This is a genomic window from Nocardioides terrigena, from assembly GCF_003047265.1.
Lineage (GTDB): Bacteria > Actinomycetota > Actinomycetes > Propionibacteriales > Nocardioidaceae > Nocardioides > Nocardioides terrigena.
In genome coordinates, this window is record NZ_PZYY01000001.1 from 666,956 (window position 1) to 692,095 (window position 25,140).

At 72.3% G+C, this 25,140-nt stretch carries 20 protein-coding genes and 1 tRNA gene; 11 read left to right on the top strand and 10 right to left on the bottom strand.

What is annotated here, in order from left to right; all coding sequences use genetic code 11:
- Positions 1-42 precede the first annotated feature (42 nt).
- Genes DAE25_RS03120 through DAE25_RS03130 form a run of 3 tightly spaced genes read left to right on the top strand, consistent with a single transcriptional unit; the run spans position 43 to position 2,697 of the window.
- Positions 43-1,128, top strand: a complete 1,086-nt coding sequence (locus DAE25_RS03120) for a DNA polymerase domain-containing protein (protein WP_107764725.1) — start codon at positions 43-45, stop codon at positions 1,126-1,128.
- The gene (locus DAE25_RS03125; RefSeq protein WP_234410814.1) at positions 1,125-1,655 is read left to right on the top strand and encodes a mycothiol transferase; all 531 of its coding nucleotides are present in this window, start codon (positions 1,125-1,127) and stop codon (positions 1,653-1,655) included. Before DAE25_RS03120 ends, DAE25_RS03125 begins: the two co-directional genes overlap by 4 nt.
- 10 nt (positions 1,656-1,665) lie before the next feature.
- Positions 1,666-2,697: a sulfotransferase family protein gene (locus tag DAE25_RS03130; RefSeq protein WP_107764726.1), complete on the top strand. Its 1,032-nt coding sequence runs from the start codon at positions 1,666-1,668 to the stop codon at positions 2,695-2,697.
- 15 nt (positions 2,698-2,712) lie between these two features.
- Here DAE25_RS03130 and DAE25_RS03135 read toward each other — a convergent pair whose 3' ends face one another.
- From DAE25_RS03135 to DAE25_RS03165, 7 genes are read right to left on the bottom strand one after another with little or no spacing between them, the layout of a single operon-like run.
- Positions 2,713-5,430 (bottom strand): stealth conserved region 3 domain-containing protein, encoded by a 2,718-nt coding sequence (locus DAE25_RS03135; protein ID WP_107764727.1) that lies wholly within the window; start codon positions 5,428-5,430, stop codon positions 2,713-2,715.
- Positions 5,431-5,455: 25 nt separating this feature from the next.
- Positions 5,456-6,064: a hypothetical protein gene (locus DAE25_RS03140; protein WP_234410815.1), complete on the bottom strand. Its 609-nt coding sequence runs from the start codon at positions 6,062-6,064 to the stop codon at positions 5,456-5,458.
- The gene (locus DAE25_RS03145) at positions 6,057-7,157 is read right to left on the bottom strand and encodes an ATP-dependent DNA ligase (RefSeq protein WP_107764728.1); all 1,101 of its coding nucleotides are present in this window, start codon (positions 7,155-7,157) and stop codon (positions 6,057-6,059) included. Before DAE25_RS03145 ends, DAE25_RS03140 begins: the two co-directional genes overlap by 8 nt.
- Positions 7,158-7,166: 9 nt before the next feature.
- The gene (locus DAE25_RS03150) at positions 7,167-7,865 is read right to left on the bottom strand and encodes an ABC transporter permease (protein ID WP_107764729.1); all 699 of its coding nucleotides are present in this window, start codon (positions 7,863-7,865) and stop codon (positions 7,167-7,169) included.
- A gap of 7 nt (positions 7,866-7,872) precedes the next feature.
- Entirely contained in the window at positions 7,873-8,799 is a 927-nt protein-coding gene (locus DAE25_RS03155) for an ABC transporter ATP-binding protein (RefSeq protein ID WP_107764730.1), read from the bottom strand.
- Positions 8,796-9,671 carry an ABC transporter permease gene (locus DAE25_RS03160; RefSeq protein ID WP_159083535.1) on the bottom strand — a complete coding sequence of 292 codons (876 nt, stop codon included), beginning with the start codon at positions 9,669-9,671 and terminating at the stop codon, positions 8,796-8,798. The genes DAE25_RS03155 and DAE25_RS03160 overlap by 4 nt, the downstream gene beginning before the upstream one ends.
- Positions 9,664-10,632, bottom strand: a complete 969-nt coding sequence (locus DAE25_RS03165; protein ID WP_107764732.1) for an ABC transporter ATP-binding protein — start codon at positions 10,630-10,632, stop codon at positions 9,664-9,666. The genes DAE25_RS03160 and DAE25_RS03165 overlap by 8 nt, the downstream gene beginning before the upstream one ends.
- A gap of 253 nt (positions 10,633-10,885) precedes the next feature.
- Between DAE25_RS03165 and DAE25_RS03170 the strand changes: the two genes are divergently transcribed.
- Positions 10,886-10,964 (top strand) — tRNA-Gln (locus DAE25_RS03170).
- Positions 10,965-11,039: 75 nt separating this feature from the next.
- Here the strand turns inward: DAE25_RS03170 and DAE25_RS23020 are convergent.
- Positions 11,040-11,870: a hypothetical protein gene (locus tag DAE25_RS23020; RefSeq protein WP_159083536.1), complete on the bottom strand. Its 831-nt coding sequence runs from the start codon at positions 11,868-11,870 to the stop codon at positions 11,040-11,042.
- 195 nt (positions 11,871-12,065) lie between these two features.
- Between DAE25_RS23020 and glmU the strand changes: the two genes are divergently transcribed.
- The 7 genes from glmU to pth all read left to right on the top strand — a co-directional run bounded on the left by glmU (position 12,066) and on the right by pth (position 19,005).
- Entirely contained in the window at positions 12,066-13,559 is a 1,494-nt protein-coding gene (gene glmU, locus DAE25_RS03185; RefSeq protein WP_107764735.1) for a bifunctional UDP-N-acetylglucosamine diphosphorylase/glucosamine-1-phosphate N-acetyltransferase GlmU, read from the top strand.
- A 37-nt stretch (positions 13,560-13,596) separates the two neighbouring features.
- The gene (locus DAE25_RS03190; protein WP_056886588.1) at positions 13,597-14,577 is read left to right on the top strand and encodes a ribose-phosphate diphosphokinase; all 981 of its coding nucleotides are present in this window, start codon (positions 13,597-13,599) and stop codon (positions 14,575-14,577) included.
- Positions 14,578-14,865: 288 nt separating this feature from the next.
- Positions 14,866-15,855: an ABC transporter ATP-binding protein gene (locus DAE25_RS03195; protein WP_234410816.1), complete on the top strand. Its 990-nt coding sequence runs from the start codon at positions 14,866-14,868 to the stop codon at positions 15,853-15,855.
- On the top strand, positions 15,852-16,622 hold the full coding sequence (locus tag DAE25_RS03200; RefSeq protein ID WP_107764736.1) for an ABC transporter permease: 771 nt from the start codon (positions 15,852-15,854) through the stop codon (positions 16,620-16,622). The genes DAE25_RS03195 and DAE25_RS03200 overlap by 4 nt, the downstream gene beginning before the upstream one ends.
- Positions 16,623-16,632: 10 nt before the next feature.
- Positions 16,633-17,418, top strand: a complete 786-nt coding sequence (locus DAE25_RS03205) for an ABC transporter permease (protein ID WP_107764737.1) — start codon at positions 16,633-16,635, stop codon at positions 17,416-17,418.
- Positions 17,419-17,596: 178 nt separating this feature from the next.
- Positions 17,597-18,280: a 50S ribosomal protein L25/general stress protein Ctc gene (locus DAE25_RS03210; protein WP_107764738.1), complete on the top strand. Its 684-nt coding sequence runs from the start codon at positions 17,597-17,599 to the stop codon at positions 18,278-18,280.
- Positions 18,281-18,414: 134 nt separating this feature from the next.
- Complete coding sequence (gene pth / locus DAE25_RS03215; protein ID WP_107764739.1) at positions 18,415-19,005, top strand: aminoacyl-tRNA hydrolase; 591 nt, start codon at positions 18,415-18,417, stop codon at positions 19,003-19,005.
- Between the two features lie 12 nt (positions 19,006-19,017).
- Here pth and DAE25_RS03220 read toward each other — a convergent pair whose 3' ends face one another.
- Both DAE25_RS03220 and DAE25_RS03225 read right to left on the bottom strand, forming a co-directional pair.
- Entirely contained in the window at positions 19,018-20,196 is a 1,179-nt protein-coding gene (locus DAE25_RS03220) for an RCC1 domain-containing protein (RefSeq protein WP_159083537.1), read from the bottom strand.
- Between the two features lie 96 nt (positions 20,197-20,292).
- Positions 20,293-25,107 carry a PKD domain-containing protein gene (locus DAE25_RS03225; RefSeq protein WP_107764741.1) on the bottom strand — a complete coding sequence of 1,605 codons (4,815 nt, stop codon included), beginning with the start codon at positions 25,105-25,107 and terminating at the stop codon, positions 20,293-20,295.
- Between the last annotated feature and the right edge of the window lie 33 nt (positions 25,108-25,140).

Below are 25,140 nucleotides of genomic sequence, written 5' to 3' on the forward strand. Positions count from 1 at the left end.
CGGAGCAGGCTACGCACGCATCCCAACCACTACCGTGTCGGCATGGCAGCAGCGAAGGCAGCGATGGTCGTCGCCGGGGGGCGCGAGGTCAGGGTCTCCTCCCCGGACCGGGTGATCTACGAGGCGACGGACACGACGCCCGAGGTCACCAAGGTGATGGTGGCGGAGTACTTCGTCTCGGTCGAGGACGGCCTGATGCGGGCGCTGCGCGACCGGCCGACCGCGCTGGAGCGGTGGACGAGCGGTGTACGCCCCGGCATGAAGCTGGCCACCGGGCCGCAGGACCGCAATGCCGACGCGTTCTACCAGAAGCGCGTGCCGAAGGGCGCTCCCGACTACCTCGAGGCCGTCGAGATCACGTTCCCCTCCGGTCGCACGGCCGAGGAGATCTGCCCGACCGAGATCGCCGTGCCCGTCTGGTGCGCCCACATGGGGACGCTGACTTTCCACCCGTGGCCGGTCCGCCGTGCGGACGTCGACCACCCCGACGAGCTGCGCATCGACCTCGACCCCCAGCCCGGTACGTCGTTCGCGGACGCGGTGCGCGTCGCCGGGGTCGCCCGCGAGCTGCTCGCCGACCTCGGCATGACCGGCTTCGCCAAGACGTCGGGCAACCGGGGGGTGCACATCTACGTGCGGATCGCGCCGGAGTGGGAGTTCGCCGACGTGCGGCACGCGGCGATCGCCTTCGGCCGCGAGCTGGAGAAGCGCGACGACGGCGTCACCACGGCCTGGTGGAAGGAGGAGCGGGGGGAGCGGATCTTCGTCGACTTCAACCAGAACACGCGCGACCGGACCATCGCCTCGGCGTACTCGCTGCGCCCTCTCCCCGGTGCCCCGGTCTCGACGCCGGTGGCGTGGGAGGAGCTGGCCACGCTGTCCTCGCCGGCCGGCCTCAACCTCTTCACCGTCCCCGAGCGGCTCGCCTCCGACGGCGACCCGTGGGCGACGATCGACGACGTCCACCACTCGCTGCAGCCACTGCTCGACCTGTGGGAGGCACACCCGGTGGAGCTCAACTACCCGCCCGACCACCCCAAGATGCCCGGCGAGCCGCCGCGGGTGCAGCCGTCCAAGAAGGTGGCCTCGCACTGGGACGAGGACGGCAACCGGGTCGAGGGCACGTGAGCGACGAGCCCTCGCGGTCGGGCGCCGGCGGCGCGCAGCGGTGGGCGGACTACCTCGACTGGATGCGCGCCGAGATGGCGCGCGGCGTCCTCGCGCTGTCGTACGACGACCAGCGGACGTCGCGGGTGCCGTCGGGGTGGACGCCGCTCGAGCTCCTCCACCACGTGCTCCACATGGAGCAGCGGTGGTTCGTGTGGGGCTTCCTCGCCGAGCCGGTCGCCGATCCGTGGGGTGACTGGGCGATGCCGGAGCCGTTCACGTCGGACGCCTCGGACGACACCGAGCCCGGCGCCCGGTGGGCCGTGCCATCCGACGTGACGGCGGAGGAGCTCGCCGCGCGGCTGGAGGCCGTCGCGGTCCGCACCCGCGGGGTGCTGCGGGACCACCCGCTCGACGCCACGGCCTCGACGGGCGGCCGGTTCGACGACGACCCGCCGACGCTGGAGTGGATCTGCTTCCACGTGCTCGCCGAGTACGCCCGGCACGCGGGGCACCTCGACATCGTGGCCGAGCAGGCCAGGGACTAGCCTCGACCGGGTGAATCCCCGCCTCGTCCTCGTCACCGGTTCCGGCCGCTCCGGCACCTCGAGCGTGGCCGGCACCCTCAAGCGCCTCGGCCTCCACGTGCCCCAGCCGGAGGTGCCCGCCGACGACAAGAACCCGCGCGGCTACTACGAGCCGGTGTGGGTGACCGAGTTCCACAAACGGGTGCTCAACCCGGTGCCGGTGCGCACCATCGACACCCGCCCGGACGCCGCTGCCGTGGCCGACGGGGCGATCACTCCCGCGGTGGAGGCGGAGCTCCGGGACTGGCTCAGCGGCGAGCTCGACGAGCCCCAGGTGCTCATCAAGGACCCGCGCGCCTTCTGGATCCTCCCCGCCTGGACCCGGGTCGCCGGGGAGCTCGGCGCCGACGTCTGCACGCTGACGATGCTGCGCCACCCCACCGAGGTGGTGCGCTCGCGCGACTCGGCCTACCTGACCGAGCAGACCCCCACCTTCCGCCGCCAGCGCGAGACCGCCAACGTCGCCGCCTGGGTCAACGCGGCCTTCGCCACCGAGGCCGCGACCCGCACCCTGGCGCGGGCGTTCGTCCGGTACGACGACCTGCTCGCCGACTGGCGCACCGCGATGTCGCGGGCGGGCGAGCAGCTCGGGCTGACCTTCACTCCGGAGCCGTCCGTCACGCCGCACCCCGTGGACGACTTCATCGACGCCACGCTCAACCGCTCGGCCATCACCTGGGACGACATCGCCGTCCCGCCCGCCCTCCGCGACCTCGCCGAGCGCACCTGGCAGGTCATGAACGTCCTGGTCTCCTCGCCCTCCGACGCGGCCGCGATCGACGAGCTGGCCGGGTTGCAGGAGGAGTACGGCGAGCTGTTCGACTTCTCCGAGGCGATCGCCATGGACGCGACGACCGCCCGGGTCGCCGCCGGCCGGCGCGACGTACGTCGCAAGAAGGACGCGCAGCTCGACGAGCTCCGTGCCGAGCTCGACGCCGCGCGCGCCGAGGTCGCAGAGCTGCGCTCCCGGCCCTCCGGGCTCGCCGGCCTCTTCCGCCGCTGACTCCGACCGAACCCCTCAGCGCTCCCAGGGAGCCTTGACGGGGAAGTACTCGCCGAGGAACTCCGACAGCATCGCGTCCACGGCGTCGGCGTCGACGGCGTACTCGTGGTGGTCGCCGATGCAGAAGAAGTCCCGGTCGCGGGCGCGGAGCTGACGCAGCTGCCGCTCGATCCGCGCGTTGCTGAGGTCGACGAACGCGTGCTCGGCCGCGGCGACGTACGACGTGCCGGTCACCAGCCCGTAGTGCTGGGCCAGCGAGGAGAGCATCGAGACGTCGGTGTCGGCGCGGAACGGCGAGTGCGCGGTGCGCCCCACGGCCTCGGCGAAGCGGGCCTCGACCTCGGCCAGCACCGACACCCGGTGGGGGTGGGGCGAGTGGGCCATCACCTGGGTGATCGCGACGCCGAAGGCCTCCTCGATGAGCCCCCGGTTGGTCCCCGCGGCGTGCAGGAACGGCTTGTCGGCCGTGCCCGGCAGCCCGACCACCCCGTCGCCGACGAACGCCGCGACGTCGCCGCCGGGGCTGAAGAACAGCTCGGGCCGGGTCGCGCGGCCGAGGAAGACGTCGTCGTTGAGGTAGACGAAGTGCTCGGCCAGCCCGGGCACCCGGTGCAGCGCGGTCTCGATGGCCTGCGAGTTGAAGGTCGGCAACGCGTCGGGCGGCAGGATCTCGCGGTGGTCGACGACGCGCACCTGCGGGTGATCGACGAGCCACGCCGGGCGCTGGCCGGCGGTGACGAGGTGGATGGTGCGCACCCACGGGGCGAAGAGGTGCACCGACCGCATCGAGTGCAGCAGCTCGTCGCGGCTGCGGAAGCGGGCCTGTCCGCCCGCCTCCGGGCGGAGGTCGTCGCCGCCGCGGGCCTGTCGCGCCGCATTCCACTCCGGGTCGTCGCCATCCACCCACGTGTAGACGACGTCGATCGGGAACGTCGCGTCGTACACGGTCGGCAGCGCCATCAGGGGCAGCGTCGGCACCCGGATGCCGGCGACCTCGACGGTCGCGGTCGCGGCACCGGCGGGCACCTCGGGCGTCCACCGGTTGGGGCGGGGCGCGACGAGGGTGCCGTCGGGGAGCCGGTCCCAGAACTCGATCTCGACGCCGGCGTCGTCGGCGAGGTGGGTACGCCGCCCGTGCGCGCGCGGCCACGGCTCGAGGACCAGCCGGTTGGGGGCGGCGTTGCCCAGCGCGTCGACCAGCTCGCCGACCTGGAGGCGGCGCTCGGGCCAGCCCCGGTCGCCGGGGTCGCGGAGCGCGAGGTGCGCGGGCGCCGTACGCAGGTGGTCGAGCAGGGCACGCCGCTGCGCGGTCGGTACGACGACCACGGGCGCCGGTCCGTCGTGTGCGGGGATGACGAACCATCCGCGCTCCGAGGACCCGGCGCTCTGCTCGGCGGCGGCCACGACCAGCCGCAGCGCCTCGGCCCGGGCCTCGACGGGGGTGACGAGCGGGATGTCGACGGGCATCCCCTCCCGGGTGAACGGGGTAGTTGGGGTAGTCCGTGACGAACGGACCCCGGATAGCGGCGTGTCGGGGGTCCGATCGTCACGGACTACCCCGGAAGGAGCGCCGACGCGGGCGAAGACCGCCTCCCAGCGGGCGGCGATCACGTCGGCGTCGTACTGCCGCGATGCTTCGAACGCGCCCGCGCCGAGGCGGGCGAGCAGGGCGTCGTCGGAGGTGACGCGACGCAGCGCGGCGGCGAGCCCGGCCTTGGCCCCGGCCCCGACGAGCAGCCCGGAGACCTCGTCCTCGACGAGCTCGCGCGGTCCGGACGGGCAGTCGTAGGTCACGACCGGCACCCCGGCCGACATCGCCTCCTGGGCGACGAGCGGGAAGCCCTCGGTCCTCGACGACATCGCGCACACGGAGGCGCGGGCCCACTCGGGCGCCATGTCGGGCACGGCACCGGGCAGCTCCACCCGATCGGCGAGGCCGGCCTTGGCCGCGTGGGCGAGGAGCTCCTCGCGCAGCGGACCGTCGCCGAGGATGCGCAGCCGCCAGCCGGTGGCCTCGTCCGCGACCTGCTCGAAGGCACGGAGGAGGTGGATGAACTGCTTCTCCGGGACGATCCGCCCGGCGCTCACGATGGTGCGCGAGTCCAGCGGCGACCGCGGCTGCGCGGCGATGGGCAGCGGGTTGGGCATCACCAGCAGCTCCGGCGCCGTGGCTCCGAGCTCGGCACCCAGCCAGGACGCCGCCGACTCCGTCAGCAGCGCCACGGCGGCCGCCCGGGGTGCGAAGGCGAGCAGCGGCTCCATCCCGCCGACCCGGTCGGCGGACGAGCGGTGCTCCTGGTGGACGACCGCGACCTCGCGGCCGACGAGCATGATCGCGGCGGCCATCAGGGCGGGTGTGACGGTGACCAGGACGTCGACGTCGAGGTCGGGCAGCGCGGCCTCGAGCCCGACGTCGGTGAGCGCGGAGAACTGGGCGTCCCACCGCTTCGGGACGAGCCGCGACGGGGCGCGGTGGCGTGGGTCGTCCCCCCGGACGTCGACGAGGTGCTCGACGGTGACCGTGGGGTCGATCGCGTAGTGGGGTGAGTCCGCCGACCGGGTCACCGACAGCATCCGGACGTCGAGGTTGCCGCGCCGGGCGAGCGCGTTGGCCTGGGTGATCGCGGAGCGGGAGGTGCCGCCCATCCCGTCGAGGTTGAAGACGAGGAACGCGACCCGGAGTCGGTCGGACCGACGCGGGCCGGAGCGGCTCAGGCGGGGCGCGATCTTCACGCCGCCACCCTAGGGCGTGCGGGCCTCAGAGCCCGGTGATGCCCTCACCGGTGCCGCCGGCCTGCTCGTCGAAGTTCTCGTGCTCGAGCAGGTGCAGGACGGGTACGCCGAGCTTGCGGCGGGCCCGCGAGGTCCAGTCGACGTGGAAGAACTCGGCCACGACGTGCGGACGGGTCAGGATGATCGCCTCACGGGCACCCACCTCGGTGACCTTGTCCGTCAGGGCGTCGACGGGCGGCTGCCCGGTGACGGCGCCCCGGGCCGTGGCGCCGGCCGCCGTGAGGGCGGACAGCGTGGTGGCGAGGTCGTGGTCGGAGCGGGTGCGGCACTCCTCACGGACCGCGGCGAGCTCCTCCTCGGTCATCGCCAGCGCGGGCGACGACATGACGTCACCGGCGCCGAGCATGCCGACCGACGCCTCGACGCGGGCCGCGGCGTCCTCGAGGGGGACCAGCACGTGGTAGACGACCTGGTCGGCGATCTCGTTGTGCAGCGAGCGGACCTGCTCGGCGTCCTGCCGGCTCAGGGCCTGCTCCACGAGCAGCACCACGTCGTAGGTGCCCTGCCCGTCGTTGATGTCCCCGTCGGCACCGCTGGTGCCGTCGAGGGGCTCGTTGCTGTTGGTCTCACTCATGGTGATCGCCTCCACTCAAAATTCTAGCCAGGTCATAGCTCACCGGCTCCTCCAGCTGGTCGTAGCCGCAGGACTCCGGGTCACGGTCCGGTCGCCACCGCTTGAACTGCGCAGTGTGCCGGAAACGGCGGCCCTCCATGTGGTCGTACTTCACCTCGAGCACCCGCTCGGGTCGCAGCGGGGTGAACCCGAGGTCCTTGCCGGCGCTCCAGCGGCTCTGGGTGCCGGGGATCCGGTCTGGGTTGGCGGTGAGGAACTCGTTCCACTTGCCCCACGGGTGCTCCTCGATCGGGCACACGAGCGGCTGCAGCTCCTCGATCAGCTCGGCGCGGCGCGCGGCGGTGAAGGACGCGCTGACGCCGATGTGCTGCAGCTCGCCGTCGGCGTACAGGCCGAGCAGCAGGCTGCCGAGCAGCGGCGCCTCCGGGGTCGACGTCTTGTGCTCGCGGTAGCCCGCGACCACGACGTCGGCCGTGCGCTCGTGCTTGACCTTCATCATGGTGCGACCGTTCTGGACGTACGGCGCGTCGAGCGGCTTGGCGATCACCCCGTCGAGCCCGGCGCCCTCGAACTCCTCGAACCACTGCCCGGCCTCGACCGGGTCGGTGGTGGTGCGGGTCAGGAAGCACGGGCCGCCGTCGAGATGGGCGAGCGCCTGCTCGAGGGCGGCGCGGCGCTCGGCGAGCGGCCGGTCGACGTACGACGTGTCGCCCAGCGCGAGCAGGTCGAAGGCCACGAACCCGGCGGGTGTCTTCTCGCTGAGCATGTCGACGCGCGACTTGGCCGGGTGGATGCGCTCCTGGAGGACCTCGAACTCCAGCCGCTCGCCGACGGCCACGAACAGCTCTCCGTCGAGCACGATCCGCTCCGGGAGCTGCTCCTTGATGGCGGCGACCAGCTCGGGGAAGTAGCGGGTGAGGGGCTTGGTGTTGCGGCTGGTGAGCTCGACCTCGTCGCCGTCGCGGAACACGATGCAGCGGAAGCCGTCCCACTTGGGCTCGAAGCTGAGGCCCCCGTGCCTGGCCGGGTCGGGGATCCCCTTGACCGCCTTGGCGAGCATCGGCTGGACGGGTGGCATCACGGGCAGGTCCACGCCGCGACCCTAGTCCTCGCCACGGAGGGTGAACGACCGCAACCGGTCGCCGGCGAACCACACCCCGCCGACGGTCACGACCAGGCTGGCGGCGATCGCCCACGGGAGGTTGGTGGGGTCGGGCAGCTCGGTGGAGATCTCGTGCCCGATCCGCAGCCCCCACTGGGCGACGCTCAGCCACGCGACGCCGCTGAGGAGGTTGCCGAGCAGTCCCTCCCAGATGAGCACGAAGAGCAGCGAGACGATCACCGCGTGCCGGGTGACGGCGGAGACGGCGAGGAAGAGTGCGGAGTACGTCGTGCCGGCGACGACCGCCGCGAGCCCGGCGGCGAGCGCGCGGTCACCGCCGCCCGCGACGAGGGCCGAGACGTAGAGGGGGAGCGCTCCAGCAAGCATGGTCGCGGCCCAGGCGACGACCCACTTGCTGAGCGCCACCGAGTGCCTGCTGACCGGCTTGGAGAGCAGGTAGACGATCGACCCGTCGTCCACCTCCGGCCCCAGGACCGACGAGGCAGCGAGCACGGCCACGAGCGGCAGCACGACCGGGTAGCCCAGGCCCGGCAGCAGCGGCCACGCTGCCTCGGCGTCGGTGAGCGCGGCGACGGTGACCGTCAGGGCGATGAGCAGCACGGGGAACGCCAGCAGCAGCCAGAACCGGCGCCGACCGAGCAGCGCCTGTGCGGCCAGCTTGATGATCGTGGAGTTCATCGGGTCCTCACCTCGCCACCAGGTAGGCGAAGACGCTCTCCAGCGACTCGTCGCTGGGGGAGAGGTCGTAGAGGCTGAGGTCGGCCGTCCGCGCCCACCGGGGGAGCCCGACGGCGAAGCTGCCGAGGTCGTCGACCTGGACGTCGAGGCCGCCGTCTGGTCGCAGGCGTACGGCGCGCACGGACGGCTGGGCGATCAGCAGGGCGGCGAGCGCCCGGTCGTCGCTGGAGGTGATGGCGTACTTGACCGGCCGATCGGTCATCAGCCGCCGGATCGCCCCGAAGTCGCCGGAGGCGGCGTGCCGCCCGGAGACGACCACCTCGATGTGGCGGGCGAGGCGCTCGACCTCCTCGAGGATGTGCGAGCTGAAGAGCACCGTGCGGCCCTCGTCTCCGAGGCGTCGGAGCAGGTCCATGAGGTGCATCCGCTGGCGTGGGTCGACCCCGTTGAAGGGCTCGTCGAGCATCAGCACCGCCGGGTCGTGGACCAGTGCGGCGGCGATCTTGATCCGCTGCCGCATGCCCTTGGAGTAGGTGTCCATGCGGCGACCGGCGGGCTCGACCATGTCGACGACCCCGAGGATCCGCTCGGTGGCGGCGGACGCGTCGGGCAGCCGGTGCAGGTCGGCGTTGGCCCGCACGAACTGGCGCCCGGTGAGGTAGCCGAAGCTCAGCTCGCGCTCGGGGACCAGGCCGATCCGGCGGTAGGCCTCGGTGTGTCGCCACACGGGCTCGCCGTCGAGGGTGACGGTGCCGGCCGACGGGGCCAGGAAGCCGGTCATCATCGCCATCAGGGTCGTCTTGCCGGCGCCGTTGGGGCCGAGCAGCCCGGTCACGCCGGGGCCGATGGTGAGCGAGACGTCGTTGACGGCGACGACGTTGCCGAACCAGCGCGAGACCGACTCGAGCACCAGCGTGCTCTCCGGGCCGCTCACTGGGACCCCACCTTGAGGAAGCGGGCGACGATGGCAGCGAGCCCGACCCCCGCGATCAGCACCGCGACGGCCAGGTAGGCCACGACCCACCCGCCCTCGGGCGGCGTGAAGACCTCGACACCCGCGTCCCAGGCGGAGGCGAGGCCGTTGGTGAGGGACCAGGGGGACGCCAGCCCGGCGGCGACGCCCACCTGCTCGGCGCCCTCCTCGGACGCGATGGCCTGGACCGCGGTGACCACGCCCGGCACGACGACGAGCGCCACGATCGAGCCGACCACCGCGAAGCCGCGCCGCAGCGACACCGACGAGATGAAGCCGGTGATCCCGGCCAGCATCGACGACACCAGCAGCAGCAGCGCGACGGCCTTGAGGAGGTCGGTGGTCTGGTCGCTGACGTCGAGCCCGGCGAGGAGGCCCCCGGCGTACAGGACGAGCACGGGCAGCACGGTGAAGACCAGCAGCGCGGTCGTGAGCGACGCCCAGCGGGTGAGTGCGACGACGTACGCCGGGAGTGGCCGCGCGAGGTAGAGCACGATCGAGCGGTAACGCAGGTCGCGGGAGAACAAGACCGGCGCCTGGGCGGCGGCGAAGAGGCTGACCAGCAGCTGGGTCTGGTTGGTGTAGCCGGCGTAGGTGAGCGGCAGGTCCGAGAGGCCGACGAGGGTGACGACGCCGACGACGATGGCGGCCGGCAGCGTGGAGAGCCCCAGAAGCAGGAAGGGCAGGATCTTGGACTTGCCCGACCGGCCGAGGCCGAAGGCGTGGCGCAGGCCGGTGACGAAGAGGGTGCGGGCGATGGTCGCGACACCGTCGCGGGGGCCGTCGTAGTGGCGATAGCCCAGGTCGTGGATGACTCCGGCGCGGTCAGCCACGCGGACCACCTCCCGGGATCGGGTCGCCGAGCGGGACGTCGTCGTGGAACACGTCCTCGAGGTGACGCCGGTCGGGCTGCAGGCGCATCAGCCCCAGCCCCAGGTCGGCGGCGGTGTCGCGGACCAGGTCGTGGACCGAGACCCCGGCGGGTGCCGGCTCGACGGCGATGGCCGTGCCGCGGGGGCGGCAGGTGAGCCCGGCCGCGGCGAGCGCCTCGCCGAAGCGGTCGCGCTCGGTGGTGCCGCCCACCACCTCGACCAGCAGGCTGCCCGTCTGCTCCAGGAAGTCGCCGGTCGCACTCGAGCGGAGGAGGTGGCCGGCGTCGAGCACGACGACGTGGTCGCTGACCTGCTCGAGCTCGCCGAGCAGGTGGGACGTGACCAGGACGGCGATGCCGAAGTCGCTGCCGATGCGGCGGACGAGCCCGAGCATGTCGGTGCGCGCGGCGGGGTCGAGGCCGTTGGTCGGCTCGTCGAGGAACACCAACCGCGGGTCGTGGACGAGGGCCTGGGCGAGCTTGGCGCGCTGCTTCATGCCGGTGGAGTAGCCCCCCATCGGCCGGTAGCGCTCCTCGTCGAGGCCGACGTGGCGCAGCACGTCGGCCGACCGCTCCCGCGCCGCGGACGCCCCGAGACCGGACATGCGGGCCATGTGCACGACGAACTCGCTCGCGCTCACGTCGGGCGGCAGGCAGTCGTGCTCGGGCATGTAGCCCACCAGCCGGCGGATCTCCTGGCCCTCGGTGGCGATGTCGTGGCCCAGCACCCGGGCGCCGCCGGAGGTCGGCTCGAGGAGGCCCAGCAGGATCTTGATCAGCGTGGACTTGCCGGCCCCGTTGGCACCGACGAGGCCGGTCACCCCGTCGCCGACCTCGATGTCGAGGTCGGTCAGGGCATGGACCTGCCCGTAGTGCTTGGTGAGCCCGGTGGTCTCGATGACCTGCCCACTGTCCCCCGTCATGCCCCCGACGCTAGCGGGGTCCGCCGACACCGCGCATCAGGAATGCCCCTGAGGCGTGTGCGGGTTCTGTGAAGGTCGTCCCGGGTGGACCCCGGACTCTGTGCCATGCGCGGCCCGTCGGCGCGGCGAGTGTGCGTGGAAGCACCGTCCGGGCCCGCGGGTGGTGCTTCCAACGCACACTCGTGCCGGTCCGCGAACGTGGCGGTGGGCCTGTGCGGCCCGCGGCCCGCCGGGCTCTAGGCTTTGTCGCCTATCCCCGGTTGGTCTGCCGGCAGGGCCCGCCTGACTTTGAATCAGGACTAGCGACGTAGGTTCGACTCCTACCCGGGGAGCTCGGTCCCCCCCGCTCCTGCCTCCCCGGCGAGCGGTGAGCCAGCCACCTCGACGGCGCGGGAATTGTGGCCTGCTCACCGCCCGGGCGGTGAGCCGGGCGGGTCGGGCGGGAACTCGTCCATCGAGTGCCGCGACCCGTCCGGGCCGTACGCGAACCACGCACCCCCGGGCACGAAGGGGGTCTCGACGGGCGGGTCCACCGGAGGGAGCTCCGCCCGCGACGAGGCCACCAGGTCGTCCTCCCAGAACACGATGAAGGGCTGGTGTTCCGGGTCCAGCGGCCCGAGCAGGTCGGTGAAGTAGTCCTGCGGCGCGAGCTCGAGGTGGTGGCGGAGCAGCACCCGGTCCCACTCGTGGGGCGACACCAGGACGGTGACGGTCCACTGCTCTCCGTCGCCCCAGTCGAGAGCGAGCTCGAGCCGACCGGGCGCCACCTCGCGAACCGCGCCCTCACCGGCCAGGCCGTCGAGCAGCACCTGCCATCGCTCTGCTGCGTCGGGCAGGTCCTCGATCGACCGCGGGCGCGCCCCGGACCGGTGCTGTGCGACCAGCGTGTGGGCGGCGCTCTCGACGCGGTGCGCCACCACCGGCGCGTACGCCGCGGGGTCGTCGTACCCGCTCAGCCTGCGCCACTCGGCGTCGACGGGGAGGAGGAACGAACCCTCGGTCGGTACGCCGTCCAGCTCGGGGTCTTCGGGCAGGTCCAGGACGAAGGAGACCTCCAGCATGTGCGCGTGCTCCCCGGGCACGAGCCGGGCGGAGGTGACGCGCACGTCGCGCCCGAAGCCGTCGTACCGGTCGATGCCGTCGTCGGCCTGCCCGTAGGGGTCGTCCGGGTCGATCCCCGTGGGAGACGGGTTGGTCAGGATCGCCACCAGCTCGCCCACGTACGCCGCGTCGTCCATCGCCCCATCCTGCCCGCGGCCCGGGGCGCGTGTCCGGAGATCTGCCGGACGAGCACGACGCAGGCAGTTCGCCGGTCGCGCCGCCCGGGTCACGCCTGCGAGCGGGCGAGGCGCGACGAACTGCCTTCTCTGTGCGCGCGACCGTGGGACCGCCCGCGCGGAACCACGGAGAGGCGTCGCTGGCAGACTGCGGGCATGGACAACCTCACCGTGATCGTCCTCGCTGCCGGCGGCGGCACCCGCATGAAGTCCAAGACGATGAAGGTCCTGCACCCCATCGGCGGACGCAGCATGATCGGGCACGTCCTGCGGGCGGTGCAGGCCGTCGAGCCGGAGCGCATCGTCGCGGTCGTCGGCCACCAGCGCGAGCAGGTCGGGCCGCACATCCACGAGCTGGTGCCCGACGCCGTGCTCGCGGTGCAGGAGACCCAGGACGGCACCGGCCACGCGGTCCGGATGGCCATGGAGGCCCTGGGCGAGGACGGTCCCACGAGCGGGACGGTGATCGTCGCGGCCGGGGACACCCCGCTGCTGCGCGGGGAGAGCCTGCAGGCCTTCGCGCACGAGCACGAGGCGGCCCAGCGGGCGGTGAGCATCCTGTCGGGGATCGTCGCCGACCCGTTCGGCTACGGCCGGATCATCCGCAACGACGAGGGCGACGTCGAGGCCATCGTCGAGGAGAAGGACGCCAGCCCCGAGCAGCGCGAGATCGCCGAGATCAACTCCGGCATCCTCGCCTTCGACGCCGAGTTCCTCCTAGACGCGCTGGGCCGGATCACCAACGACAACCACAAGGGCGAGTACTACCTCACCGACACCGTCCAGATCGCCCGCGAGGCCGGCCTGACCGTCGGCGCGCACACCATCGACGACGTCATGCAGACCGAGGGCGCCAACGACCGCGCCCAGCTCGCCGAGCTCGGCCGCGAGCTCAACCGCCGCATCGTCACCCAGTGGATGAAGGACGGCGTCACCGTCATGGACCCGGCCACCACGTGGATCGAGGCCGACGTCCAGCTCGCCCAGGACGTCACGATCCTGCCCGGCACCCAGCTGCTCGGCGCCACCGTGGTGGCCGAGGACGCCGTGATCGGCCCGGACACCACGCTCAAGAACTGCGAGATCGGCGCGGGGGCCCGCGTCGTACGCACGCACGGCGAGCTCGCCGTCGTCGGCGACCGGGCGACGGTCGGACCCTTCGCCTACCTGCGCCCCGGCACCCAGCTCGGGATCGGGGGCAAGATCGGCACCTTCGTCGAGACCAAGAACTCCCGGATCGGCGACGGCGCCAAGGTGCCGCACCTCTCCTACGTCGGGGACGCCGAGATCGGTGACGGCACCAACATCGGCGCCGGCACGATCTTCGCCAACTACGACGGCGTCGCCAAGCACCGCACGGTCGTCGGGCGGCAGGCGAGGACCGGCTCCAACAACACCTTCGTCGCCCCCGTCACGATCGGTGACGGAGCGGGCACCGCGGGCGGCACCGTCGTACGCCGCGACGTCCCGCCGGGCGCGCTGGCGGTCAGCAGCGGCCCCCAGCGCAACATCGAGGGGTGGGTCGCATCACGTCGTCCCGGGACCGCCCAGGCGCAGGCCGCGGCGTCGGCCGGGGAGGCGTCCGTCACAGGTGAACAGCAGGTGGACCCCGGGGTTGGGCCAGACGGCCGGAGTGAGTCACAATCCTGACGTCGACACTCCACCCCCGAATGAGGAGTCGCAGCCGGTGACCGGACTCAAGAAGACGACCGAGAAGAACCTGATGGTCTTCAGCGGCCGGGCCCACCCCACGCTGGCCGCCGAGGTGGCCACGACGCTCGACACGGCGCTGGTGCCGCAGTCGGCGTACGAGTTCGCCAACGGCGAGATCTACGTCCGCTACGAGGAGTCGGTGCGCGGGTGCGACGCGTTCGTCATCCAGAGCCACACCTCGCCGATCAACGAGTGGATCATGGAGCACCTGCTCATGGTCGACGCGCTCAAGCGGGCGTCGGCCAAGCGGATCACCGTGGTCATGCCGTTCTACGGCTACGGCCGCCAGGACAAGAAGCACCGCGGCCGCGAGCCGATCTCGGCCCGCCTGATCGCCGACCTCTTCAAGACCGCGGGCGCCGATCGGCTCATCACCGTCGACCTGCACGCCGACCAGATCCAGGGCTTCTTCGACGGCCCCGTCGACCACCTGATGGCGCTGCCGATCCTGGCCGACTACGTCCGCGACAAGTACGGCGACCAGCCGCTCGCCGTCGTCTCGCCCGACGCCGGCCGGATCAAGGTCGCCGAGCGCTGGTCGGCCCGCCTCGGCGGTGCCCCGCTGGCCTTCATCCACAAGACCCGTCGCACCGACGTGGCCAACGAGGTCGTCGCCAACCGCGTCGTGGGTGACGTCAAGGGCCGCATCTGCGTCCTGACCGACGACATGATCGACACCGGCGGCACCATCGTGAAGGCCGCCGAGGCGTGCATCGAGGAGGGCGCCGCGGGCGTCATCATCGCCGCCACCCACGCGATCCTCTCCGACCCCGCCGTCGACCGCCTCAAGAACTGCTCCGCCGCCGAGATCGTGGTCACCAACACGCTCCCGGTCGCCGCCGACAAGCAGTTCGACAAGCTGACCACCCTCTCGATCGCACCGCTCATCTCGCGGGCGATCAAGGAGGTCTTCGAGGACGGCTCCGTTACCTCCATGTTCGACGGTCACGCGTAGGAGCCCTGCGAGGAACGAGCAGGGGTCCGTCAGGCGGGAGATCGAGCAGCCCCGCGACCGAGCCCGCGAGGTCGCGACGGGCGTGTCGAAATCCGCGGTGGGGGGCACGCCCCGGACGGCGCTGGCCCGGACGTGGAGAGCGTGGACCGTGATGGCGGCCCCACAGGTCCACCGGGTGGACCACAGGGGCCGCGCTCGGGCCGACGGCCCGGGCAGCCAGTACGCCGAGGGCGAACGCGCCGTACAAATGGCGTGCCGTCGCGCGACCCCGGGCGTACCGTCGCGCGGGTGCCCCTGACCGACACCCCTGCCGTCCAGGCGCGCGACCTGCGCCGCACCTTCCGCAGCCGCTCCGGCATCTGGCGCCAGACCCGCAGCGAGGTCGAGGCGGTCAAGGGGGTCAGCTTCGAGATCGCGCCGGGGGAGCTCTTCGGACTGCTGGGCCCCAACGGGGCGGGCAAGACCACCACGATCAAGATGCTGATCACGCTCCTGATCCCGACCTCGGGCAGCGCGTCGGTGCTCGGTCGCGACGTCGTGACCGACGTGCGCGAGGTGCGCAGCCGCATCGGCTACGTCTTCGGCGGCGACCGCGGCCTCTACGAGCGCCTCACCGGGCTGGACAACCTGCGCTACTTCTCCGAGCTGTACGGCGTCCCGCCACGCGAGCAGCGGGCCCGCATCGGCTCGCTCCTCGAGCTCGTCGGGCTGACCGGCCGCGAGGGCGAGAAGGTCGAGGGCTACTCCCGCGGCATGCGCCAGCGGCTGCACATCGCGCGCGGGCTGCTGCACGACCCGGACGTGTTCTTCCTCGACGAGCCGTCCATCGGCATCGACCCCGTCGGCGCCCGCGAGCTGCGCGCGACGATTGCCGGGCTGCGCGACCAGGGCAAGACGGTGCTGCTCACCACCCACTACATGTTCGAGGCCGACGAGCTCTGCGACCGGATCGCGGTGATCCGCTCCGGGGAGATCGTCGCCGAGGGCACGCCCGACGAGCTCAAGGAGCTGGTGAGCGCCGGCCGGGTCCTCGAGGTCGAGACGTACGGCGTCCACGACCACGTCCTCGACCGGCTGCGGGTCGTGCCCGGGGTCCGCTCCGTCGTCGTCGAGGAGCGCGGCCAGCTCCAGGTGCTCGTCGTGGCCTCCGAGCCCGGGGCCGAGGTCACCCAGCCGGTGCTGGGCGGGCTGGACGAGACCCGCGTCGGTCGGGTCAGCCACCGCGACCCGACGCTCGAGGACGCCTACGTCGAGCTGGTCACCCGGACGGGCGCATGATCCGGCTCCGCCAGCTGGCCGTCTGCTACTGGCTGCAGCTCAAGATCCTGCTGTTCTCGCCCTTCGAGGGATTCCTCGCGGTGGTCTTCCCACTGATGTTCGCCACCGCCGCGATGCTCGTCTACGAGGTCGGCGGCGACCCGGAGGCGATCTTGTACGCCGCCATCGGGGCCGCGGCGATGGGCATCTGGACGTCCCAGACCGTGAGCGCCAGCACCCTGGTCCAGCGCGAGCGCTGGGCCGGCACCCTCGAGCTCGTGGTCGCCGCACCGACCCGCTTCTCGCTGGTGCTGCTGCCGATCACGTTCGCGATGGCCACCATCGGCCTCTACAGCGTGGTCGCCACGATCCTGTGGAACTGGTGGCTCTTCGACGTCCGGCTCCAGGTCGAGAACTGGCCGCTCTTCGTCCTCAGCATCCTGATGGCCACCGTCACCATCGCGCTCTTCGGCTTCCTGCTGTCTGTCACCGCCGTCCGCTACCGCACGTCGTGGGCGCTGGGGGCCGCGCTCGAGTACCCGGGGTGGCTGCTGTGCGGCTTCGTCGTCCCCCTCGACCTGCTGCCCGCCGCGGTGCTGCCGTTGTCGTGGATCCTGGCCCCGACCTGGGCCGTGGAGGGCATGCGCGCCTCGGCCGCCGGGGAGAGCCCGTGGCTCGACCTCGCGATCTGCGGGCTCGTCGGCCTGGGGTACGCCGCCCTGGCCGCGTATCTCGGCGTACGCCTCATCGACTCCGCCCGCCGCGACGCGACGCTGGCCCTGACGTGAGGGGGCACGCATGGTGAGCCTGCGCATCTTCTTCATCGGCGGCCTGATGAGCTACCGGGCGATGTTCGGCTGGATGAACCCGTGGATCTTCGTCCCCGCGCTGCTGGTCTCGCCGATCTGCCAGATCCTGCTCTTCGCCTTCATCGGGCGCAGCGCCGGCGTCGGGGACGACGAGTTCTACGTCATCGGCAACGCGCTCAACTACGCCGCGATCCCGTGCCTGTTCGCGATGGCGTCGACGATCGCGGGGGAGCGGTTCTCGCAGACGCTGGGGCTGGTGATCGCCACGCCCGCGCGCCGGGTGCCGCTGTTCCTCGGCCGCGCCCTGCCGGTGATCGCCAACGGCTGGGGCGTCGCGATGTTCGGCGTGGTGGTGGGGTCGCTCCTGCTCGACACCGACATCCCCACCAGCGCCTGGCCCCTGATCGCGCTGGTGGTCGCGGTCGGCTCGCTGTCCTCCACCGGCCTGGGCCTGGTGATGGGCGCGATCAACCTCGTCTACCGCGAGGGCGCGACGCTGGGCAACGTCCTCTTCCTGGTGCTGCTGATCTTCACCGGCACCAACGTCGCCCTCGACGACCTGCCCGGCTGGATGGCCGCCGTCGGTCGCTGCCTGCCGCTGACCCATGCCATCGAGGCCACCCGGATGCTGGGCGACGGTGCGACCTGGGGCGCGGTCCGGGGACTGGTCGCCACCGAGCTGCTGATCGGCCTCGCGTACGTCGTCGTGGGGCTGTCCTCGATCCGGGTGCTCGAGCGGCTGAGCCGCAGCGGCGCCACCCTGGACCGGATCTGAGCCACGATTCGACCTGCGGCGCACCCCGGCCGTAGGCTTGGGAAGTTGCCTCGGCGAGGGAGCTCGACTCCGTGATCGACAGGGCAGATGCTGGCTCGCGCCGCGTCTCCTGTCGGGAGCGCGGCGTTCTTCGTCTCCCGGGGTCCCCCACGAGTTCCGTTGCACTGAGGAGAAGAACATGGCTGCCGAGAAGATCACCGCAGAGACCCGCACCGAGTTCGGCAAGGGTGCCGCCCGTCGCATCCGCCGCGACGACAAGATCCCCGCCGTCATCTACGGCCACGGCAACGAGCCCGTCCACGTGACCCTGCCGGGCCACCAGACGATGATGGCGCTCAAGCACGGCGGCTCCAACGCGCTGCTCGAGCTCGACGTCGAGGGCTCCAACCAGCTCGCGCTGGCCAAGGAGGTCCAGGTCGACCCGATCCGCCGGGTCATCGAGCACATCGACTTCGTGGCCGTCCGCCGCGGCGAGAAGGTCACCGTCGACGTCCCGATCCACGTCGTCGGCGACGCCGCCCCCGACACCCTGGTCGTCACCGAGAACTCGGTCATCTCCGTCGAGGCCGAGGCGACCCACATCCCCGAGTTCTTCGAGGTCTCGGTCGAGGGCGCCCCCGTCGGCACCCAGATCCACGCCAGCGAGATCACCCTCCCGTCGGGCACCACGCTGCTCGCCGACGGTGAGCTCCTCATCGTCAACGTCACCCAGCAGATCTCCGCGGAGGCGCTGGAGGCCGAGCTGGCCGAGGCCGAGGACGACCTGGGCATCGAGCACGACGTCTCGGACGCCGAGATCGCCGAGGCCCAGACCGAGGCCGCGGCCGAGGACGCTGCGGTCGAGGCCGACTCCGCCGAGTGACCTCACCGATCCACTGGCCGCGCCGCACCGGGTTCCCCGGTGCGGCGTTCGCCATTGCGGGTGATGCCGTCCGCCGGTGGCGCGTCAGGTGGTCCCGCTCACGGCGGCCCGAGGGCGGCTGGGAGGATGAGCACATGAGTGACGACGTGTGGCTGGTGGTCGGCCTGGGCAACCCGGGACCGACCTACGCGGGCCACCGCCACAACGTCGGCTACCTCGTCACCGACGAGCTCGCCGACCGGATGGGCTCGCCCTTCCGGGCCCACAAGAGCGGTCGCGCCGACGTGGTCGAGGGTCGGCTCACGCCGCCCGGCGCCCCCGGTCCCCGCGTGGTCCTGGCCCGGCCCCGGTGCTACATGAACGAGACCGGCGGGCCGGTCAAGGCGCTCGCCACGTTCTACAAGGTCCCGGTCGACCGGGTGGTCGCCGTCCACGACGAGCTCGACATCGCCTTCGGCACCCTGCGGACCAAGCTGGGCGGTGGCGACAACGGGCACAACGGGTTGCGCTCGATGCGCTCGAGCCTGGGCACCGGGGACTTCTACCGCGTGCGTTGCGGGATCGGCCGTCCGCCGGGACGCCAGGACGTCGCCGACTTCGTGCTCTCCAACTACTCCGCCGCGGAGCGCAAGGACCTGCCCTTCCAGGTGATGGACGCCGCGGACGCCGTCGAGTCGCTGGTCACCGACGGGCTCGAGAAGACCCAGCAGCGCTTCAACTCCTGACCTTCCGCGCGCTCACCCGGCGGGTCGGACCACCACCACGGCGTACTCCTGGCCACCGCCACCGGCGAGGGCCGCACCCGAGACGCCGGGGACGAGCACCGGGGAGGAGCGGTTGACCGTCGTGCCGTCGCCGACCTGACCGGCACCGTTGGAGCCCCAGCCCATCACCCGGCCGTCCTCGAGCACGGCCATGCCGGTGTCGCGGCCGGACCCGATCGAGACGACCGAGGTGAGGTTGCGGACGGCGACCGGACGCGTCCTGGTCGTCGTGGTGCCGTCGCCGAGGTTGGCGCGGTAGTTGCGTCCCCAGGAGGCGACGGTGCCGTTGGTGCGCAGGGCGTAGGAGTGGTGGGCCCCGGCGATGACCTGCTGGACGCCGGTGGTGACCTGGACGGGTGACCTCCGGTCTGTCTTGGTGCCGTCGCCGACCTGCCCGTAGTCGTTGGAGCCCCAGGCCCAGACCGTGCCGTCGTCGCGCAGCGCGAGGCCGTGGTCGCGACCGCCGGCGATGCCCGTGACGCCGGTCAGGGCACCCACCCGGACGGGCGTCGTACGCCGCGTGGCCGTGGCGTCGCCGAGCTGGCCCTCGTCGTTGCGTCCCCAGGCGACGACGGTCCCGTCGGCGCGCAGGGCGTAGCTCATGTTGCGGCCGGCGGCGATGGCAACGGCGTTCGTCAGCCCCACCACCGTGACGGGCGTGCGCCGCAGCGTGGTCGAGCCGTCCCCGAGCTGTCCGTCGGCGTTGAGCCCCCACGTGCGCACGGTGCCGTTGGCGAGGAGCGCCAGCGAGTGGTTGTGTCCCGTCTCGACGGCGGTGACGCCGGCCAGCCCCGGCACCTGCGTCGGCCTCGGACGGTTGGTCCTGTCGTTGAAGCCGAGCTGGCCCTGCTGGTTGCTGCCCCAGACCCAGACCGTGCCGTCGGCGCGCAGCGCCGCGACGTGCTCGCGGCCGCCGTGCAGGTCGACCACGTCGGCGAGCCCCGTCACCGGGCCCGGCGTACGCCGGGCCGTCGTGGTGCCGTTGCCGAGCTGGCCGAACGAGTTGCCGCCCCAGGTCCACGGGACCCCGCCGGGGTCGATCGCCGCGGCGGCGGCCGCCCGAGCCCCGGCCGGTCCGGGGGCGACGAGCCCGAGCATCACGAGGGTCGCGGCGTAGCCGACTCCCCGGCGTGTCAGTCCATGGTGCGTCACGGCGCAGCCTTCCTTCGGGTGTGGCTCGACGCTAGGCACCGGTCGGGCGGTGCGCACCATCGAAATCGGGGGTCCTCACGTTGTCGAGCACGGTCATCAGCCTGCGCGGCGCAGCAGGATCGTCCACATGGTCGCGTTGGAGGACGAGGCGTTGGCGGTGGCGGTGAGGCCGCCGTACGGTCCGGCGGACACCGGGGCACCGGAGTCCGCGAGGACGCTGCAGACGCGTCCGGCGTTCGCGCTGCAGGTGGCCTGGCGTCCGGTGACTCCCGCCGGCAACGTGAACCCCGTCGTCGCCGACGACTTGTCGGCCCAGTAGGAGACCGCCCAGTCACCCGCCCCGGCCGCCACGGTCGGCGTGGTGTGTCCGGAGCGGAGCACCGACTCCGACGCCTTGGCGACCACCGGCGCGAGCATGTCGCCCGAGTAGGCCGCCACCGTGAGGGTGTACTTGGCGGGCGCGTCCATCGCGAACCGCACCACTCGACCGGCGTCGCCGGCCACCGCGACCTTGGACCAGACGAGGGTCTGCATCGACCCGGAGGTCGCGGTGTCGACCAGCGTCCACCCGGTCACGCCGGTCGTCGAGCCGACGACCCGCATGGTGTCGTTGAGGCTCAGCACCATCAGCAGCCGGTCACCCGCCGCCGTGCCCGTGGGGACGAGGGTGTTGGGCGTGGACACGTTGCCCTGGTTCGCACTGCTGCCGACCAGCGCGATGGGGCGCACCCCGACCGGGTCGGCGGTGCGGGCGGTGGTCCCGGTGCCGCCGTCGTTGTCGGTCACCGTCAGGGTCACGGTGCGGGCGCCGCCCGTGGCGTAGGCGTGGCTGGCGGAGGAGCCGGTCGTCGTGTCGGTCGCACCGTCGCCGAAGTCCCAGGCGTACGACGCGACGGTGCCGTCGCCGTCACCGGACCCGGCGGCGTCGAAGGTGCACTCGAGGAACGAGCAGCTCACGGTGAAGGCCGCCGTCGGGGCGGCGTTGGTGCGCGACACCGCCACGGGGACGACGAGCGACCCCTGGGTGCCCTCGTCGTCGGTCACGGTCAGGGTGACCTCGCGGGTCCCGGACGTCCCGAAGTCGTGTCCGGTGGTCGCGCCGGTGCCGGTGCTGCCGTCGCCGAAGTCCCAGGTGTACGACGCGACCGCGCCGTCGGCGTCACTCGACCCGGAGCCGTCGAAGTCGCAGTCGGTGCTGTCGCACTGCACCGTGAAGGACGCCGTCGGGGCCTGGTTGGGCTCGACGGTGCGGAGCACGATCGACCAGGTCGTCGCGGTCGCGCTGGCGCCGTCGGCCGTGGCGACCAGCCCGCCGTACTGCCCGGTGGGGACCGCTGCGCCGGAGTCGGCGAGCGAGCTGCAGATGCGGCCGGTGCCGGTGCTGCAGAGCGCGTGCCGCCCGGTGGCCTGCGACGGGAGCGTGAATCCGGTGGTCGTGCTGGTCTTGTCGGCCCAGTAGGACACCACCCACGACCCGGCCGGGGCGTCCACCGTCGGCGTGGCGTGGCCGGTGCGGCTGACGGTCTCCGCGAGGTCGGCGTGGACGAGCGACCCGCTCCGCACCCCTGAGTACGCGGCCACGGTCAGCGTGTACTTGGCGGCTGCATCGAGGGTGATCGTCGCCCGACGGTTGGCGTCGGCGGCGGTGGCGACCTTCGTCCAGACCCGCGTCTGCATGGTGCCCGACGTCGTCGTGTCCAGCAGCGTCCACCCGGTGACCCCGGTCGGCGAGGACAGCACGCGGTTGGCGGCGTTGAGCGACAGCACCATGACGAGGCGGTCTCCCGCCGAGACGGTGGACGGGGTCGTGACGTTGGGCGTGCTGACGTTGCCCTGGTTGACCGCCCCGCCGACGTACGACACGGTGCTCGCCGTGGGCGCGGCGACGACCGCCCGCGTCACGGTGGTCTCGTCCGTGGCGCCGTCGTCGTCGGTGACCACCAGGGTGGTCGTGTAGGTGCCCGGCTGGGCGTACTCGTGGCTGGGCGTGCTCCCGGTGGCGGTCGTGCCGTCGCCGAAGTCCCACGCGTGGTCGGACACGCTGCCGTCGCCGTCGGTCGACGCCGTGGCGTCGAACTCGCAGGCGAGGAAGGTGCAGTCGACGTCGAAGCCCGCGGTGGGGGCGACGTTGGGCCGGACGACCGACACCCGCTGGGTGGTCGAGGAGGTGAGCCCGCCGTCGTCGGTGACGGTGAGTGTCACGTCGTAGTCGCCGGACTCCGCGAAGTCCTTCTGCGGCGTGGGGCCGCCGGCCTCCTCGCCGTCGCTGAACGTCCACTCCCAGGACTGGACGGCCCCGTCGCTGTCGGTCGACGTCCCGCCGTCGAAGGTGCACGAGGTGCCGGTGCAGTCCGAGGTGAAGGACGCCGACGGTGCGACGTTGGGCAGCACGGAGGCGAGGAAGACCGCGCGCCCCCGCCAGTCCCGCGTCGCGTCGGCGACCGTCGAGGTGCCCGTCGGGGCGCCGCCGGTGAACCCGATCCGTAGCAGCTGCCCGGTGGTCGAGCTGACGACGTACAGCGTGGAGCCGTCGAGGAACATGCCCCGGGTGCTGGCCCACGCGATGTTGCCGCCGGCCGCGGTGTACTCGACACCGCCGATGACGCCGCTGTCGGGGGAGAACCAGCGCCAGTAGAGCGAGGTCTGGCCGCTGCGGGTGTAGTAGATGCGCCCGTCGGCGTAGAACATGCCGGTGACCGAGCCCAGCTGGCCGTACCAGGTGGGCAGCACCCCGGCGTAGGTCTGACCGGTGGTGCCGCTGCCGGTCAGGACGGTGCTCCACAGCGGGTCGAGGTAGGGGTTGACCTGCACCGGCTCCCCGAACGCGACGCCGTCGAACGAGCGGCGGTAGAGGTAGCCGTCGGTCTGGCCGTAGAACAGGGTCCGGCCGATCATCACCGCGCCGCGGACGGCGGTCCAGTCGAACGTCCCGGTGCTCACGGTGCCCTGCGAGCCGACGCTCGAGCCGTCGAACGCGACGACGCTCGCGGACCGGGCGTTGGAACCGACCGCGGTGTCGACGATCTCCACGGCGTTGACCAGCGGGTCGCCGCTGACGCGGGTGAAGTCGATGTTGACGATGCCGTCGCTGGTGACGTCGAAGGACTTCATCGTGCCGCGGTTGACGCCCGGGTCGGCGTTGGGGTCGTAGCTGGACAGCCTGGTGACTCCGTCGACGAGGACGTTGAAGCGCCGGGTGGACGTTGACCGGCTGGCGAAGTAGAGGCGCACCTGGGTGGTCGTGCCGGCCGGGACCGGGAACGTCCACTGCATGTCCGTGCCGCCGCTGGGGTCGTAGCGCTCGGACGTCCAGATGCCCAGCGGGGTGGAGGCCGGGACGCCGGTCAGGCTGGTCGAGGTGAGCGCGCTCCTCGTGGCGACGGCGCTGCCCGTGTTGTGCAGGGTGCTGGACGTGCCGTTGTCGGCGACCCAGTCGGGACCGTTGTCCACCGAGGCGACCGCGGCGCCGCCGGCGTTGACGCGGTACAGCACGTCCGTGGCCGCGAGCGGCGCGCCCACGTAGACGTTGCCGGGCAGCGACCCGGTCGACTTCGACGCGGTGTTGGAGCCCTCGGCGTACGGGAAGAAGGCGATGCGGGGGCGCTGGTAGCGGCGGTTGCCGACCCAGTCGGTGTCGCTCACGACCCACACGCCGGCGTCGGTCTCGTAGATCTCGTACGCCGCCTCACCGCGCGGGTTGCGGCCGGGGTTCCACTTCAGGGGGACACCGCTCTGCGGGTCGAGGGCCGACAGGCCGGGCCGGGGCACGGCTCCCTGGCCGGCGCGGTCGGACCCGCTGGGGTTGTTCATCCAGCGGTTGTGGCCGCCGACGTAGACCGCCGCGCGGGTGATCTCGACGCCCCAGAGGGTGTCGCCGCCGGAGTTGGCCACCCAGGTCGCGGTCAGCGAGGTGCCGGTGGCGTAGGTCTCGAAGCGCGCGGCGGTGTCGCACAGCGTGCCGCTGTGCGGGCCGCCGGTGGTGGCCACGACGAAGAACGACCCGTCGGGCGACATCTCGACGTCGCGCATGTAGCTGTCGAACGCGCCGGGGGAGCAGATCGGCGTGTACTGCGTGGTGTACCAGGTGGGCAACACGGTCGCGGTCGGGCCGGTGAGGTCGATCATCACGATCTGGTCGCGTGCGACCCCGCCGACGGTGCGGTAGTTGCCCACGACGACCAGGCGGTCCCCGGCCGGCGTCAGGGCCGCCTCGCGCGGTCCGATCGGCGCCTTGGCGCCGGTGCCGGTGTTGTGGTTGCCGGCGGCGACGAGATTCAGGAACGGGTCACGAGCGCCGGTGGTGGCGTTGAGCGTGGCGAACTGCCCGGAGTCGACGCCGCCGAGCTTCTTGAAGAAGCCGCCGATGAACAGCCGGTTGTTCGGCAGCAGCTCCATCGTCTGGATGCTCCCCGACGTGCTGGGCGCCTTGAACGAGGGGACGGCCAGCCCGGTGTCGATGTCGAGCAGCTGGAGGTGGTTGGGGCCCTTGTTGTTGATCTTGGTGAAGTCACCGGCGACGTAGACGGTGTCGGGCGTGGGGCCCGGCAGCAGCTGCTGCACCTCCCCGTCGACGGTCGGGTTGAAGGTCCGGCTCACCACGCCCGTGGTCGCGTCGAAGGCGACGAGGTTCTGCCGGGCGAGGGGCGTGCCGTTCATCGGGTCCGCAACCTGGGTGAAAAGTCCGCCCGCGACCATCGTGCCGCCGACCTGGACGATCTTGTTGACCCCACCGTCGAGCACCCAGGGCGTCTTCTTGGAGGGGACGTCCCCGGGCATCCGGTCGGCGGCGGGTGCGGCGTCCGCCGCCGCGGTCACCAGAGGAGCGGCCGCCTGCGCCGCGGGTGCCTGGGCGCAGAGGGACAGGGTGAGCGCGAGGCCCGCCACCAGGGCGAGCAGCTGTCGTGACCGCACGATGTGTCTCCAGATGTTCGAGTGACGGACCCT

Coding starts and splice junctions, on each gene's coding strand:
- DAE25_RS03210 (WP_107764738.1), top strand. CDS start 17,597: ATGGCTGCCGAGAAGATCACCGCAGAGACCCGCACCGAGTTCGGCAAG.
- pth (WP_107764739.1), top strand. CDS start 18,415: ATGAGTGACGACGTGTGGCTGGTGGTCGGCCTGGGCAACCCGGGACCG.
- DAE25_RS03150 (WP_107764729.1), bottom strand. CDS start 7,865: ATGAACTCCACGATCATCAAGCTGGCCGCACAGGCGCTGCTCGGTCGG.
- DAE25_RS03205 (WP_107764737.1), top strand. CDS start 16,633: ATGGTGAGCCTGCGCATCTTCTTCATCGGCGGCCTGATGAGCTACCGG.
- DAE25_RS03200 (WP_107764736.1), top strand. CDS start 15,852: ATGATCCGGCTCCGCCAGCTGGCCGTCTGCTACTGGCTGCAGCTCAAG.
- DAE25_RS03140 (WP_234410815.1), bottom strand. CDS start 6,064: ATGAGTGAGACCAACAGCAACGAGCCCCTCGACGGCACCAGCGGTGCC.
- DAE25_RS03165 (WP_107764732.1), bottom strand. CDS start 10,632: ATGACGGGGGACAGTGGGCAGGTCATCGAGACCACCGGGCTCACCAAG.
- DAE25_RS03120 (WP_107764725.1), top strand. CDS start 43: ATGGCAGCAGCGAAGGCAGCGATGGTCGTCGCCGGGGGGCGCGAGGTC.
- DAE25_RS23020 (WP_159083536.1), bottom strand. CDS start 11,870: ATGGACGACGCGGCGTACGTGGGCGAGCTGGTGGCGATCCTGACCAAC.
- glmU (WP_107764735.1), top strand. CDS start 12,066: ATGGACAACCTCACCGTGATCGTCCTCGCTGCCGGCGGCGGCACCCGC.